Raw genomic sequence first — 15,312 nt, 5'->3', positions numbered from 1 at the left:
CCGCCGTCAGGCGCCGCGCTGCTCGAAGTCCTTCATGTACTCGACGAGCGCTTTCACGCCCTCGAGCGGCACCGCGTTGTAGATCGACGCCCGCATGCCGCCGACGGACTTGTGGCCCTTCAGCTGCAGCAGCCCGCGCGCCTTTGCGCCGGCAAGGAAGTCTTCATTGCGCGTTTCGTCGGCCAGGAAAAACGGCACGTTCATCCGCGAACGTGCTGCCGGCTCGACCTTGTTCAGATAGAAACTGCTCGCGTCGATCGTGTCGTAGAGCAGCTTCGCCTTTTCGATATTGCGCGCCTCGATCGCTTCGAGGCCGCCCTGCCGCTTCAGCCACTGGAATACCAGACCCGCGATGTAGATCGCGTAGGTGGGCGGCGTGTTGTACAGCGAGTTGTTCGCGGCGATGGTCTTCCATTCGAACGCGGACGGGCAGATCGACAGCGAGCGGTCGAGCAGGTCCTCGCGCACGATCACGAGCGTCACACCGGCCATCCCGATGTTCTTCTGCGCGCCGCCGAACAGCACACCGTACTTCGCGACGTCCATCGGACGCGACAGGATGTGCGACGAGACATCCGCGACCAGCGGCACGTCGCCGAGATCGGGAATCTCGAACGTCTCGACGCCGTCGATCGTTTCGTTGGTGCACAGATGCACGTAGGCCGGATCGTCCGACAGTTGCCATTCGGCGCGCGCGGGCGCACGCGTGAAGCCGTTTTCCGTCTTGCCGGTTGCGGCGAGATGCGGCGTGCCGTATTTCTTCGCTTCGCTGAACGACTTCTGCGACCACGAGCCCGTCACGACGAAGTCGGCCGTCTTGCGCGAGCCGAGCAGGTTCATCGGCACGATCGCGTTTTCGGCGATCCCGCCGCCCTGCAGGAACAGGATCCGGTGGCTCGCCGGCACGCCGAGCAGGTCGCGCAGGTCGGTCAGCGCGGCCTCGTGGATCGACATGAACTCCTTGCCGCGATGGCTCATCTCCATCACGCTCATGCCGCTGCCATGCCAGTCGAGCATTTCGTCGGCGGCTTGCCGCAGCACTTCCTCGGGCATCGCCGCGGGGCCGGCGGAGAAATTAAAGACGCGCATCGTGAAAACCTCGGAGGGACGCGACCGGCTCGCCGCCGGCAGAACGCGCCAGAAAAGAAATGGCCGCTTGCGCTCGCGCGCAAACGGCCATTATCGCACTGTCGTCAGGCTCCCGCCAAACCCGGCCGAACGGCCGGTGGCGTGCCCGAACGGCTTACTTGCCCGGCTTGACTGCTGCGACTTCCTTGTCAGCCTGCGTACGCGTTGCCTGGATCGCTTGCGGCATGTACTTCTGCATCAGGCCGTTGACCACGTCGCGACCGACCTGATCCTGAACCTGGATGAACTTGCGGCCCGTCGGGCTCTTGTAGAACGTCGTCAGATCCTTGATCTCCGACGTGCTGTAGTACTTCGCGTACGCGTCGTACTGAGCCGACATCGCGTCGTTCTGGAACTGTTGCGTACCGAACACCTTGCCTGCGCCGTCGACCAGCTTCGGCACCGCGTTCTTCTGCAGCGTCGGAACGGCAGCCTGCTTCTGCTTGTCGTTCAGCGTCTTGTTTTCCGACAGCGCGTCCGACAGGATTGCCGGCACGAGTTGCTTGGCCTGCATTTCGGCGCTGTTGCCGATTGCCGACACGAGCTTCGGCGCGTCGATCGCGTCGAGCAGATCCTTGATCGCAGCCTTCTTGTCGGCGTCGATCGGCGCAGCTGCCGCGGCAGGCGCCGGTGCGGAATTCGACAGCGCTTGCGCCATCGCGAACGTCGGCACCAGTGCAGCCAGCAGGACCAGTTGCTTGAATTGCTTTTGCATCATCACTCCCTTTTGGAAATATGAATGGTTGCTCGCCGGCCGCGGCGCTTCACGCCCGCGGCGGCCAGAGTCTCATCCGTTCTTCAGGCTTCGCCGTCCGACGCCTCGTCGGCCTCGCCATCGCCCTCCTCGGCCTCCGCGATCTGCTGCAGGCCGGAGAGCTTGGTACCCTCATCGAGACTGATGAGTGTAACACCTTGCGTGGCACGCCCCATCTCGCGAATCTCCGAGACACGGGTGCGAATCAACACGCCGGCCGTCGTGATCAGCATGATCTGATCTTCGGCGTCGACGAGCGTTGCAGCCACGACCTTGCCGTTACGCTCCGACGTCTGGATCGCGATCATACCCTTCGTGCCGCGGCCGTGACGCGTGTACTCGGTGATCGGCGTGCGCTTGCCGTAGCCGTTCTCGGTCGCGGTAAGCACCGTCTGCTCCTCGCTGCCGGCGACCAGCATCGCGATGACCTGCTGCCCGTCCTCGAGCTGCATGCCGCGCACGCCGCGCGCCTCGCGCCCCATCGGACGCACGTCGTTCTCGTCGAAGCGCACGGCCTTGCCGGAATCGGAGAACAGCATCACGTCGTGCGCACCGTCGGTGATCGACGCGCCGATCAGGTAGTCGCCCTCGTCGAGGCCGACCGCGATGATGCCCTTCTTCATCGGACGGCTGAATGCCTCGAGCGGCGTCTTCTTCACGGTGCCGAGCGACGTCGCCATGAAGATGAACTTGTCGGCCGAGAATTCCTTGACCGGCAGCACGACGTTGATCTTCTCGCCTTCCTGCAGCGGGAACATGTTGACGATCGGGCGGCCGCGCGAGTTGCGCGAACCCTGCGGCACTTCATAGACCTTGACCCAGTACACGCGGCCGCGGTTCGAGAAGCACAGGATGTAATCGTGCGTGTTCGCGATGAACAGCGTCTCGATCCAGTCGTCTTCCTTCATCTGCGTCGCCTGCTTGCCGCGACCGCCGCGCTTCTGCGCGCGGTACTCGGACAGCGGCTGCGACTTCACGTAGCCCGCGTGCGACATCGTGACGACCATGTCCTGCGGCGTGATCAGATCCTCGGTGTTCAGCTCGGTCGCGTTCAGCTCGATCTTCGAGCGGCGCGCGTCGCCGAATTCGGCCTTCACCGAGGTCAGCTCCTCGCCGATCATCGTCGTGATCCGCTCGGGGCGTGCGAGGATGTCCAGCAGGTCGGCGATCTGCGCCATCACTTCGCGGTACTCGCCGATGATCTTGTCCTGCTCGAGGCCGGTCAGGCGCTGCAGACGCATCTGCAGGATTTCCTGGGCCTGCGTGTCGGACAGGCGGTACAACCCGTCGCCCTGCATGCCGAACGCCGGGTTCAGACCTTCCGGGCGGTACGCGGAGCGGCCGCCGGCCGCCGCGTTCTCGCTCTCGGCGCGCGTCAGCATCTCGCGCACGAGCGACGAATCCCACGGCTTCGCCATCAACTCCGCTTTCGCGATCGGCGGCGTCGGCGCGGCCTTGATGATCGCGATGAACTCGTCGATGTTGGCGAGCGCGACCGCGAGACCTTCGAGCACATGGCCGCGTTCGCGGGCCTTGCGCAGTTCGTAGATCGTGCGGCGCGTCAGCACTTCGCGTCGATGCGACAGGAAGCACTGCAGGATTTCCTTCAGGTTCAGCAGCTTCGGCTGGCCGTCGACCAGCGCGACCATGTTCATGCCGAACGTATCCTGGAGCTGCGTCGCCTTGTACAGGTTGTTCAGCACCACTTCCGGCACTTCGCCGCGCTTGAGCTCGATCACGACGCGCATGCCGCTCTTGTCGGACTCGTCGCGGATGTCGGAGATGCCTTCGAGCTTCTTCTCGTTGACGAGCTCGGCGATCCGCTCGAGCAGCGAGCGCTTGTTCACCTGGTACGGCAGCTCGTCGACGATGATCGCCATCCGCTGGCCGCGGTCGATCTCCTCGAAGTGCGTGGCCGCGCGCATCACGACGCGACCGCGCCCGGTGCGGTAGCCGTCGCGCACGCCGGCGACGCCGTAGATGATGCCGGCCGTCGGGAAATCCGGGGCCGGGATGATCTCGATCAGCTCGTCGATCGTCGCTTCCGGGTTACCCAGCAGGTGCTGGCACGCGTCGACGACTTCGTTCAGGTTGTGCGGCGGGATGTTGGTCGCCATGCCGACCGCGATGCCCGACGAGCCGTTGATCAGCAGGTTCGGGATGCGCGACGGCAGGACCGACGGCTGCATTTCGTTGCCGTCGTAGTTCGGCTCGAAATCGACCGTTTCCTTGTCGATGTCGGCGAGCAGCTCGTGACCGATCTTCGCCATGCGAATTTCGGTGTAACGCATCGCCGCGGCATTGTCGCCGTCGATCGAGCCGAAGTTGCCCTGCCCGTCGATCAGCATGTAGCGCAGCGAGAAATCCTGCGCCATCCGCACGATCGTGTCGTAGACCGCGGTGTCGCCGTGAGGATGGTACTTACCGATCACGTCACCGACGATACGCGCCGACTTCTTGTACGCGCGGTTCCAGTCGTTGTTCAGTTCGTGCATCGCGAACAACACGCGCCGGTGCACGGGCTTCAGGCCATCGCGGACATCCGGGAGGGCACGTCCGACGATCACGCTCATCGCGTAATCGAGATACGAACGGCGCATTTCCTCCTCTAGGGAGGTGGGCAGGGTCTCTTTGGCGAATTGATCCATGTATCCGTATCGTTTCGGAGCGAAGACGGCGAACGCCTTTCGCGTGGGCGCTGCATGCGCAACGCAACGCGAGATTCTAACATGCGCCCATCAGCCGCCAATTCGCCGCCCCCTCTATATAAGAATGGCGAAAGCCGCCGCGGCCGCCCGCATGCCTGTTCGCGCCCCGAAAGCACCCCGCCCGGCCATTTCACATGTACACGCAGACATTCACATGCACACGCAGACATTCCCGCACCCGCGCGCAAATTCGCACCCGCACACTTGACAATCTCTAAAAGTTACGGCAGGCCGGTGTTGCGCATGCACCACAAAGTTGAAGCGATCTTAGGGTGGGGAGGATTTTTTTTCGTAGGAAGGGAACGATATGGCAAAATGCCAACGCACTGAAAGTTAGACGCTGCTCGAAGTCTACACAGAGCGGTGCCGCGTTTTTTGTGCCGCACCAATGTTATACTTCGAGCAATGTATGACTTGTCACCGTCAACAGGCTCGCAGTAAACCTGCGGTAATCTCAATTTCGAGAGGAGAAATATGAATAAACTTTCAAAGCTCGCGTTCATTGCAGCTACCGCAGTTATGGCTGCATCCGCTTCGGCACAGTCGGTGCCGGCGTCGCGTCAAGCCGTCAATGACAACTGGGTGAACGGCACGGGCGAATGGGTGTGGATGAACGGCACGAACGAGCTCTGCTGGCGCGATGCGTTCTGGACGCCGGCCACCGCCAACGCGAAGTGCGATGGCGCACTGGTCGCCCAGGCACCGCAGCCGCCGGTCGCTCCGGTCGCTCCGGCTATCTCGAGCCAGAAGATCACGTATCAAGCTGACGCACTGTTCGACTTCGACAAGGCAACGCTCAAGCCGCTGGGCAAGCAAAAGCTGGACGAACTGGCTTCGAAGATCGAAGGCATGAACACGGAAGTGGTCGTCGCAACGGGCTACACGGACCGCATCGGTTCGGACAAGTACAACGACCGTCTGTCGCTGCGCCGTGCGCAAGCCGTGAAGTCGTACCTGGTCAGCAAGGGTGTGCCGGCCAACAAGATCTACACGGAAGGCAAGGGCAAGCGCAACCCGGTCACGACGGGCTGCAACCAGAAGAACCGCAAGCAACTCATCGCCTGCCTCGCACCGGATCGCCGCGTGGAAGTCGAAGTGGTTGGTACGCAAGAAGTCCAGAAGACGACCGTTCCGGCAAACTAAGCCGCGGTTTTCGACTGCTTCAAAGCCCCGCCCCGGCGGGGCTTTTTCTTTGACGCCTGCCGGGGCGCTCGCTGGCCTCGCCGTCCGCCCGCTTATATACTCGGGGCTTGATGCAGCGATGCGTCGCCCTCCTCTCGTAGCCCGTTTGCCGACATGACCAACGCCGATCCGCACGAACTCCAGAAATTCAGCGACCTCGCCCATCGGTGGTGGGATCCGAACGCCGAATTCAAGCCGCTGCACGACCTGAACCCGGTCCGCCTCGGCTGGATCGATGCGCATGCGCACCTCGCCGGCAAGCGTGCACTCGACGTCGGCTGCGGCGGCGGCATCCTGTCCGAATCGATGGCCGGACTCGGCGCACAGGTGAAAGGTATCGACCTGTCGACCGAAGCGCTCGGCGTCGCCGACCTGCACAGCCTCGAAAGCGGCATCTCGGTCGACTACGAAGCCATCGCCGCGGAAGCGATCGCGGAACGCGAGCCCGGCACCTACGATGTCGTCACATGCATGGAGATGCTCGAACACGTGCCGTCTCCCGGCGATGTCGTCGCCGCGTGCGCGACGCTCGTGAAGCCGGGTGGCTGGGTGTTCTTCTCGACGCTGAACCGCAACCTGAAGGCCTACCTGTTCGCCGTGATCGGCGCGGAATACATCGCGCAAATGCTGCCGAAGGGCACGCACGACTACGCGCGCTTCATCCGCCCGTCGGAACTGGCCGGCTTCGTGCGTGCGACGGATCTGCATATCGTGGAGATCAAGGGCATCACGTATCACCCGATCGGCAAGCGATTCGCGCTGTCGAACGACACCGACATCAACTATCTCGTCGCGTGCCGCCGCGGCGCGTGACAATGATTCGACCGGTATGACGACTTCCCTCTCGCCCACGCGGGCCGAGCCTGACGAACCGGGCCTGCAGCGCTTCGACGCGGTGCTGTTCGACCTGGACGGCACGCTCGCCGACACGGCCCCCGATCTCGCGGCGGCCGTCAACAAGATGCAACGCGTGCGCGACCTGCCCGAAACGCCGCTCGACGTGCTGCGGCCGCTGGCCTCGGCCGGCGCGCGGGGACTGCTCGGCGGCGCGTTCGGCATCGATCCGCACACGCCCGGATACGAAGCGATGCGCGACGAGTTCCTGGCCAACTACGCGACGGATCTGTGCGTGCATACGACGCTGTTCCCCGGCATCGGCGACGTGCTCGACGAACTCGATGCGCGCGGCGTGCGCTGGGGGATCGTCACGAACAAGGCGATGCGCCTGACCGAACCGCTCGTCGGCCTGCTCGGCCTCGGCCCGCGCGCGGCGTGCGTCGTCGGGGGCGACACAACGCCGCATCCGAAGCCGCACCCGGCGCCGCTGCTGCATGCGGCCGACCAGTTGACACTCGCGCCCGCACGCATCGTCTACGTCGGCGACGACCTGCGCGACATTCAGGCCGGCAACGCCGCCGGCATGGCGACGATCGCGGCCGCGTACGGCTACTGCGGCGACGGCGTCGCACCGGCCGACTGGCAAGCGCAGCATCTCGTCGGCACGACGCAGCAACTGCGCGAACTGCTGCGCGATGTTGGGCTATAATGATCGATCTTATCCGCGGGGGCGACCTGGTTTCGACAGGGGTTGTGAAGCGGCTAGGGCATGTCGAGGACCCGTCACCTCGTTAATCAATGGGAAAATCGTAACTGCAAACGACGATACGTTCGCACTGGCAGCCTAAGGGCCGCCGTCCTCTGCCTAGTTCACTGACGGGCTAGTGTCGCAAGACCGGTAGCAATACCGCCAGAGGTCATTTACGTCAGTTAAGCCCTGTCGGCGTCGCGACGCCAGGGTCGAAAACCTAGCGAATCGCCGTAGCGCAGCGTGTTCGTCCGCGTCGCTGCGGTTAAATCAAAAGACTGAACTAAACATGTAGAACTAGTCGTGGAGCGCTTCTGGACGCGGGTTCGATTCCCGCCGCCTCCACCAAATTCTCGCGATGCAACGAACCCCGCACGACGACCGTCCTGCGGGGTTTTTGTTGCCTGTGCAACGCATCCGTGGCGCACGGTGCCACCCTCCTTCGGAAAAAGCGCCCAGCCCCGATGGGCCGGGCGGAATGCCGCGGAAAACCCGGCGGCAGGAGGTGACGGATATCGGGCCGCCCCGCGCGCGCCTCACACAGGCGCACGCGGCGACAGCCCACCCTGGCCCGACCGTTCGGCGCGCCGCGCGACTGATCGTGTCGCACCTGGCGCTCCGCCCGCCGTCCCGGGTGACGCGCGGCTTAGCTGCCGCGATACAGCGACTTCATTTCTTCAGCGGTGGCCGGGCGCACGCCCATTGCACGCGAACCCGATGCCGACGCACCCTGCGCCTGTGCACCGTAACCGCTGGCGTCGGCGCCTTGCGCTTGCGCGACGGCATTGCGCTGCTGCTCGGCGACGCGCACGGTCGCGGCCTGGATTGCTTCCGGATAATGCGGGTCTTCGCCGCGAGCGGAGTTGTAACCTGCCTGCTGCAACTGAACCAGTTCGGCGCGAACCTGCGCGCGGGTGATCGTCGAACCCGACTGGGCAAACGACACGACCGGGGCGACGAGAGCAGCGGCAACGACAACAGCTTGAACGAGCGACTTCATGATGACCTACCTCCAGATTTGTCTGTGTTCGCGGTGAACACCTTGTTCATCGCTGACAACCCGAAGTTTATGTAGGCGGATGCTTAAGAATAAGGCAGGTTTCTGGAAGACAGACTTCCAGAATACGGGTTAACCACTACGCAAGCGTCAGATTCTCGCGGGCTCCGTTTGCCGCCGGTACCGCGGAAACGCGCGAGCCCCGCGAAGCAGGATGCTTCGCGGGGCTCGCAATGAATGAAACGTGTCAGTACGCCCGGGAACGAAACCACGTCGGGCGACGCCCGGACGCCCTCATCGTCGCTTCATTCGCCGTCCATCGGACACTTCAGGTTGCAGCCGTTCGGATCGCCCAAGTCGCCCTTGCGGCGCAAGGCCGACTTCTTGCCGCTCTGGTATTTCTGCGACGGCGTCGACGCCGCGAACGGCATCTGCGGATGCTCGTTCAGACGAAACTGTTCGCTCAGGATACCGCCGGGCACACCGGGGGAATTCTGCGCGAGCGCAAACGGCGAAACAGCAATCAGCAGCCCCGCGGTCAACGCTGCCGCGGCGAGGGGAACGGAAAATTTCATGGCGGGATGACGCTTGAACGGCGTGCTTGTTGGAACGTTGGTCAAGCGGGAAGCGTAGCGCAAATCCGCAGCCGCTGCAGAGCCGCTCTCGCGCGGCCCCGTTACCGTGCGTTGTCGCTGCGCGCCATCTACGCGTCCGTGCCGGCCAGCCCCGTCGGGATGCTCGTCAACGTTCCGCACGCAGCCGGATCGTAGCCGTCGAGATGTGCGACGCGCTCGACGAAGCGCGCGTCGCGCAGCAGCGCCAGGACGCCGGCAAGCGGCCGCGCGTCGAGCCGAGCGCGTTCGCATGCGAAGTAATAGTCTTCGTCGACGACCGGAATGAAATCGAGCCCGAAATGATGGGCGGCAGGCTCGACGCCGAAGCCGAGATCGGCCATCCCGCTCGCGACGAACGCTGCGATCGCCGAATGCGTGAGCTCCGCCGACGCGTAGCCGTCGATGCGCTCGGGGTCGATGCCGATCGCGCGCAGCGCGAGATCCAGCAGCATGCGCGTGCCCGACCCCGGCTGGCGATTGACGAAGCGGATGTCATTGCGCGCGAGATCCGCGAGCCCGCGAACCTGTTTCGGGTTGCCGCGCGGGACGAACAGCCCCTGCTGGCGCCGTGTCAGGTGGATCAGCACATGGCGCGTATCGTCGAGCCACGGCCGGTAGATCTGCGCGCACTGCGCGCGGAACGCTCCGCGCGGCAGATGGAAGCCCGCCAGGTCGCACTCGCCGCGGGCAAGCGCCTGCACGGCCTCGACGCTCTCGCGATACTTGATGTCGACAGCCGCCTGCGCATCGACGAGCGCGGACACGAGCGTCGCGACCGCGTAGCCGTGCGACGCGTGAATTCGCACGGCGCCGTCGCGCTGCACGAGCCGCCGGTTCAGGTCGCTCGCCACCTCGGCCGCCAGCGTTCGCAGGTTACCGTCGAGCCGGCTGCGCGCGAGGCGCTGCGCATCGACGACCGCCTGCCCGAGTGCCGACAGCGTCGAGCCCTTGCCGCGCGCGGTTTCGATCAGTTCCCCGCCGATGCACGCCTCCAGCGCGCGCAGCATGCCCCACGCGTGCCGGTAGGACAGCCCTTTCGCATGCGCGGCCTGCGCGATGCTGCCCGTGTCGGCCACGAGTTCCAGCAACGGCGCGACATCCGACAGGCTCGCCTTGCGCCCCTCGCTGTCGCGCACGATCAGATTTGCGTCGCATTCGACTCGAATCATTTATGCACCGTGACTTCCTATTGCGACCACTCAATGTTCCGCTTATCGTTGAACCAAATCCAACAGAACGAAGTCTGCATGCGCAATATATGAATCACCGGCGCATATGAGACTTTGGAGGAGCACAACCGATGTCCCCGAATTCCCAAGCGCCCGACGCGCTCGTCGAGCGCCATGCCCGCGCCGGCCGGTCGCTCGTGGCGATCCTGCACGCGATCCAGGACGACGCGGGTTACGTGCCGCCGGGCTGCGTCGCACCGCTTGCCAGGGCGCTCAATCTGTCGCGCGCGGAAGTGCACGGCGTACTGACTTACTACCACCACTTTCGCACCGCGCCGCCCGCCCGCGTGACGATCCGGATGTGCCGTGCCGAAGCGTGCCGCAGCATGGGCTGCGAGGCGCTGGCCGCGCATGCGGAGGCCCGCACGGGTTGCCGGTTCGACGCGGCGCACGGCGATGTCGCGGACGCGCATGCGCCCGGTGACGTCGCGCTCGAGTCGGTCTACTGCCTCGGACTGTGCGCGCAATCGCCGTCGCTGACGGTCAACGGCGTGCTGCATGCCAAGGTCACGCCGGAGAAATTCGACGCGCTGCTTGCCGAGGCGGTCGCCCACACCCCGGAGGCCGCATGACGACCCGCATCTACGTTCCGCGCGATTCGTCCGCACTGGCACTCGGCGCCGACGCGCTCGCCGCCGCCATCACGGCGGAAGCACAACGGCGCGGCGTCGCCGTCGAGCTGGTCCGCAACGGTTCGCGCGGGCTGCTGTGGCTCGAGCCGCTCGTCGAGGTCGGCACGGCCGCCGGCCGCGTCGGGTATGCAAACCTGTCAGCCGCCGACGTGCCGGCGCTGTTCGACGCAAACTGGCTCGAGGGCGGCACGCATGCGAGCGGTGTCGGCCTCGTCGACGCATTGCCCTATCTCGCGCGCCAGCAACGCCTCACCTTCGCACGCATCGGCCTGACCGATCCGCTGTCGATCGACGACTACCTGCAACACGAAGGCCTCGCCGGCCTGAAGAACGCGCTCGCGCTCGACGGCGACGCCGCGTGCGAGACACTGATCGAATCGGGGCTGCGCGGCCGCGGCGGCGCGGCGTTCCCGGCCGGTATCAAGTGGCGCACCGTACGGAACGCGCGCGCTGCGCAGAAGTACATCGTCTGCAACGCGGACGAAGGCGATTCGGGCACGTTCTCCGACCGCCTGCTCATGGAATGCGATCCGTACTGCCTGATCGAAGGGATGATCATCGCGGGCATCGCGACAGGCGCGACGGTCGGCTACATCTACGTGCGCAGCGAATACCCGCATGCGATCGCCACGCTCGAAGCCGCGATCGTCCGTGCACGCGCAGCCGGCTGGCTCGGCGAGCACGTGCTCGGCTCCGCGCATGCGTTCGAGCTGCACGTCGCGAAAGGCGCGGGCTCGTACGTGTGCGGCGAGGAAACGGCGCTGCTCGAATCGCTCGAAGGCAAGCGCGGCGTCGTGCGGGCGAAACCGCCGCTGCCCGCGCTCGCGGGCCTGTACGGCCAGCCGACCGTCATCAACAACGTGATCACGCTCGCGACGGCGCCCGTGATCTTCTCGCGCGGCGCCGCGTTCTATCGCGACTACGGAATGGGCCGCTCACGCGGTACGTTGCCGTTCCAGCTCGCGGGCAACATCCGCCACGGCGGCCTCGTCGAACTCGCGTTCGGCGTCACGCTGCGCGAGCTGCTGTTCGACTTTGGCGGCGGCACGGCAAGCGGCCGGCCCGCACGGGCCGCCCAGGTCGGCGGCCCGCTCGGCACCTACCTGCCCGACCACCAGTGGGACGTGCCGCTCGACTACGAAGCGTACACGGCGATCGGCGCGGTAGTCGGGCACGGCGGCATCGTGCTTCACGACGATACGTCGAACCTCGCCGAGCTGGCCGAATACGCGATGAAGTTCTGCGCGATCGAGTCGTGCGGCAAGTGCACGCCGTGCCGGATCGGTTCGACGCGTGGCGTCGAGACGATCGCGCGCATCCGCCACGGCGACACGTCGGAACGGCAGGTCACGCTGCTGCGCGACCTGTGCGACACGATGCTGGCCGGTTCGCTGTGCGCAATGGGCGGCATGACACCCTACCCGGTGCTGTCCGCGCTCGACCATTTCCCCGAAGATTTCGGGCTCGCCGCCGGCAAGGATGCCGCGTCGGGTCCGGTCAAGGCTGCGGCCTGACCCAGAAGGAGCCCTGCATGTCCCTCGACACGAACAACGTCCGCCCAGGCGGCTGCGGCTCGGGCCAATGCGCGTGCAAGAGCGCCGCGCAAGCGCGTGCCCGCGACCCGTTCGACGACACCGACTACGGCACGCCGCAACGGCATGCCGATACCGACGTCACGCTCGAAATCGACGGCCAGCCGGTCACCGTGCCGGCCGGCACGTCGGTGATGCGCGCGGCGATCGAAGCCGGCGTCAACGTCCCGAAGCTCTGTGCGTCCGATTCGCTCGAACCGTTCGGCTCGTGCCGGCTGTGCCTCGTCGAGATCGAAGGCCGGCGCGGTTATCCCGCCTCGTGCACGACGCCTGCCGAAGCGGGCATGAAGGTGCGCACGCAGTCGGACCGGCTGCAGTCGCTGCGCCGCAACGTGATGGAGCTGTACATCTCCGACCATCCGCTCGACTGCCTCACTTGCCCCGCCAACGGCGACTGCGAGTTGCAGGACATGGCGGGCGTCGTCGGGCTGCGCGAAGTGCGCTACGGTTTCGACGGGGCGAATCACTTGCGCGACACGAAGGACGAGTCGAATCCGTACTTCACGTACGACCCGTCGAAGTGCATCGTCTGCAACCGCTGCGTGCGCGCCTGCGAGGAAACGCAAGGCACGTTCGCGCTGACGATCGCCGCGCGCGGCTTCGAATCGCGCGTCGCCGCCGGCGAAAGCGAATCGTTCATGGCGTCGGAATGCGTATCGTGCGGCGCATGCGTCGCCGCATGCCCGACGGCCACGCTGCAGGAAAAATCGGTCGTGCAGCTCGGGCAGGCGGAACACTCCGTCGTCACGACCTGCGCGTACTGCGGCGTCGGGTGCTCGTTCAAGGCCGAAATGAAGGGCACGCAGGTCGTGCGCATGACGCCGCACAAGAACGGCCTCGCGAACGAAGGCCATGCGTGCGTGAAGGGACGCTTCGCGTGGGGCTACGCGACGCACAAGGACCGCATCACGAAACCGATGATCCGCGAGAAGATCACCGACCCGTGGCGCGAAGTCAGCTGGGACGAAGCGCTCACCTACGCAGCAACGCAATTCCGCAAGCTGCAGCAGAAGTACGGCCGCGACTCGATCGGCGGCATCACGTCGTCGCGCTGCACGAACGAGGAAACCTACCTCGTGCAGAAACTGGTGCGCGCCGCATTCGGCAACAACAACGTCGACACCTGCGCACGCGTGTGCCACTCGCCGACGGGCTACGGCCTCAAGACGACGCTCGGCGAATCGGCCGGCACGCAGACGTTCGCGTCGGTCGGCCAGGCCGACGTGATCGTCGTGATGGGCGCGAACCCGACCGACGGTCACCCGGTGTTCGGCTCGCGGCTGAAGCGGCGCGTGCGCGAGGGGGCGAAGCTGATCGTGATCGACCCGCGCCGCATCGACGTCGTCGACGGCCCGCACGTGAAGGCCACCCATCATCTGCAACTGCGCCCCGGCACCAACGTCGCGATCGTCAACGCGCTCGCGCACGTGATCGTCACCGAAGGGCTCGTCGCCGATGCGTTCATCGCGGAGCGCTGCGAGACGCGCGCATTCGAGCAGTGGCGCGAATTCGTATCGCGTGCCGACAACTCGCCCGAGGCGACCGCCGACGTGACGGGCGTGCCGGCGGAACGGGTCCGTGAAGCCGCGCGCCTCTATGCGACGGGCGGCAATGCCGCGATCTACTACGGGCTGGGCGTGACCGAGCACGCGCAGGGCTCGACGACGGTGATGGGCATCGCGAACCTCGCGATGGCGACCGGCAACGTCGGCCGCGAAGGCGTCGGCGTCAATCCGCTGCGCGGCCAGAACAACGTGCAGGGCTCGTGCGACATGGGCTCGTTCCCGCACGAGCTGCCCGGCTACCGGCACATCAGCGACACGATCGTGCGCACGCAGTTCGAACAGGCGTGGTCGGCCACGCTGCAACCCGAACCGGGGCTGCGCATCCCGAACATGTTCGACGCGGCGCTCGACGGCAGCTTCAAGGGCCTCTACTGCCAGGGCGAGGACATCGTCCAGTCGGACCCGAATACGCAGCACGTCGCGGCCGCGCTGTCGGCCATGGAATGCATCGTCGTGCAGGACATCTTCCTGAACGAGACCGCGAAATACGCGCACGTGCTGCTGCCCGGCTCGTCGTTCCTCGAGAAGGACGGCACGTTCACGAACGCGGAACGCCGCATCTCGCGCGTGCGCAAGGTGATGCCGCCGCTCGCGGGCTACGCGGACTGGGAAGTCACCCTGATGCTGTCGCGCGCGCTCGGCTACGAGATGGACTATGCGCATCCGTCGGAAATCATGGACGAGATCGCGCGACTCACGCCGACGTTCTCGGGCGTGTCGTACGCGAAGCTCGACGCGCTCGGCAGCATCCAGTGGCCGTGCAACGAGCATGCACCGGAAGGCACGCCGACGATGCACGTCGACGCATTCGTGCGCGGCAAGGGCAAGTTCGTGATCACGCAGTTCATCGCGTCGCCGGAGAAGGTCACGCAGCGTTATCCGCTGATCCTGACGACGGGTCGCATCCTGTCGCAATACAACGTCGGCGCGCAGACGCGCCGCACCGAGAACGTCCGCTGGCACGAGGAGGATCGCCTCGAGATCCATCCGCACGACGCGCAGGATCGCGGGATCCGCAGCGGCGACTGGGTCGGCATCGAGTCGCGCGCGGGGCAGACGGTACTGCGCGCGCTCGTGACCGAACGCATGCAGCCGGGCGTCGTCTATACGACGTTCCACTTCCCCGAATCGGGTGCGAACGTGATCACGACGGACAGCTCGGACTGGGCGACGAACTGCCCCGAGTACAAGGTGACGGCCGTCCAGGTGCTGCCCGTCGCGCAGCCGTCCGACTGGCAGCAAGCGTATGCGCGCTTCAACGCGGAGCAGCTCGACCTGCTCGAGCGCCGTGCAGCCGCGCCCGCCGGCATGACCACGGGCAAGTGA

General features: G+C 65.6%; 12 protein-coding genes and 1 other RNA gene. 7 read left to right on the top strand and 6 right to left on the bottom strand.

Annotation, left to right across the window (positions count from 1 at the left end; translation table 11 throughout):
- Positions 1-6: 6 nt before the first annotated feature.
- From serC to gyrA, 3 genes are all read right to left on the bottom strand, one after another.
- Complete coding sequence (serC, locus tag WT26_RS08530) at positions 7-1,089, bottom strand: 3-phosphoserine/phosphohydroxythreonine transaminase (protein ID WP_027788065.1); 1,083 nt, start codon at positions 1,087-1,089, stop codon at positions 7-9.
- Positions 1,090-1,243: 154 nt separating this feature from the next.
- Entirely contained in the window at positions 1,244-1,843 is a 600-nt protein-coding gene (locus tag WT26_RS08525; RefSeq protein WP_021157463.1) for a DUF2059 domain-containing protein, read from the bottom strand.
- A gap of 83 nt (positions 1,844-1,926) precedes the next feature.
- Positions 1,927-4,530, bottom strand: coding sequence for a DNA gyrase subunit A (gene gyrA, locus WT26_RS08520; RefSeq protein WP_059529648.1), 2,604 nt, complete (start codon positions 4,528-4,530; stop codon positions 1,927-1,929).
- 534 nt (positions 4,531-5,064) lie between these two features.
- Here gyrA and ompA point away from each other — a divergent pair.
- The 4 genes from ompA (at position 5,065) to ssrA (ending at position 7,705) form a co-directional block, all read left to right on the top strand.
- Positions 5,065-5,733 (top strand): outer membrane protein OmpA, encoded by a 669-nt coding sequence (gene ompA / locus WT26_RS08515; RefSeq protein ID WP_021157465.1) that lies wholly within the window; start codon positions 5,065-5,067, stop codon positions 5,731-5,733.
- 153 nt (positions 5,734-5,886) lie between these two features.
- On the top strand, positions 5,887-6,585 hold the full coding sequence (gene ubiG, locus WT26_RS08510; protein ID WP_069272610.1) for a bifunctional 2-polyprenyl-6-hydroxyphenol methylase/3-demethylubiquinol 3-O-methyltransferase UbiG: 699 nt from the start codon (positions 5,887-5,889) through the stop codon (positions 6,583-6,585).
- Between the two features lie 16 nt (positions 6,586-6,601).
- On the top strand, positions 6,602-7,318 hold the full coding sequence (locus tag WT26_RS08505; RefSeq protein WP_069272609.1) for an HAD family hydrolase: 717 nt from the start codon (positions 6,602-6,604) through the stop codon (positions 7,316-7,318).
- A gap of 17 nt (positions 7,319-7,335) precedes the next feature.
- Positions 7,336-7,705, top strand: a transfer-messenger RNA (tmRNA) gene (gene ssrA, locus WT26_RS08500).
- Between the two features lie 298 nt (positions 7,706-8,003).
- Here the strand turns inward: ssrA and WT26_RS08495 are convergent.
- The 3 genes from WT26_RS08495 to WT26_RS08485 form a co-directional block, all read right to left on the bottom strand.
- A complete protein-coding gene (locus tag WT26_RS08495) occupies positions 8,004-8,357 on the bottom strand; it encodes a DUF4148 domain-containing protein (protein WP_069272608.1) in 354 nt (117 codons plus the stop codon).
- Between the two features lie 302 nt (positions 8,358-8,659).
- Positions 8,660-8,929 (bottom strand): hypothetical protein, encoded by a 270-nt coding sequence (locus tag WT26_RS08490; RefSeq protein ID WP_069272607.1) that lies wholly within the window; start codon positions 8,927-8,929, stop codon positions 8,660-8,662.
- 128 nt (positions 8,930-9,057) lie between these two features.
- On the bottom strand, positions 9,058-10,137 hold the full coding sequence (locus WT26_RS08485; RefSeq protein WP_069272606.1) for a substrate-binding domain-containing protein: 1,080 nt from the start codon (positions 10,135-10,137) through the stop codon (positions 9,058-9,060).
- Positions 10,138-10,268: 131 nt separating this feature from the next.
- On the opposite strand from WT26_RS08485, the gene WT26_RS08480 reads away from it, so the two are divergent.
- The 3 genes from WT26_RS08480 to fdhF are packed head-to-tail and all read left to right on the top strand — an operon-like array spanning position 10,269 to position 15,312.
- Positions 10,269-10,769 (top strand): NAD(P)H-dependent oxidoreductase subunit E, encoded by a 501-nt coding sequence (locus WT26_RS08480; RefSeq protein WP_069272605.1) that lies wholly within the window; start codon positions 10,269-10,271, stop codon positions 10,767-10,769.
- Positions 10,766-12,343, top strand: coding sequence for a formate dehydrogenase beta subunit (locus WT26_RS08475; RefSeq protein WP_069272604.1), 1,578 nt, complete (start codon positions 10,766-10,768; stop codon positions 12,341-12,343). Before WT26_RS08480 ends, WT26_RS08475 begins: the two co-directional genes overlap by 4 nt.
- A 17-nt stretch (positions 12,344-12,360) precedes the next feature.
- Positions 12,361-15,312 (top strand): formate dehydrogenase subunit alpha, encoded by a 2,952-nt coding sequence (fdhF, locus tag WT26_RS08470; protein ID WP_069272603.1) that lies wholly within the window; start codon positions 12,361-12,363, stop codon positions 15,310-15,312.

Source organism: Burkholderia cepacia, from assembly GCF_001718835.1.
Classification (GTDB): Bacteria; Pseudomonadota; Gammaproteobacteria; order Burkholderiales; family Burkholderiaceae; genus Burkholderia; species Burkholderia cepacia_F.
Note: the sequence above shows the minus strand (reverse complement) of the source record. Positions and strands in the feature narration are given on the sequence as shown.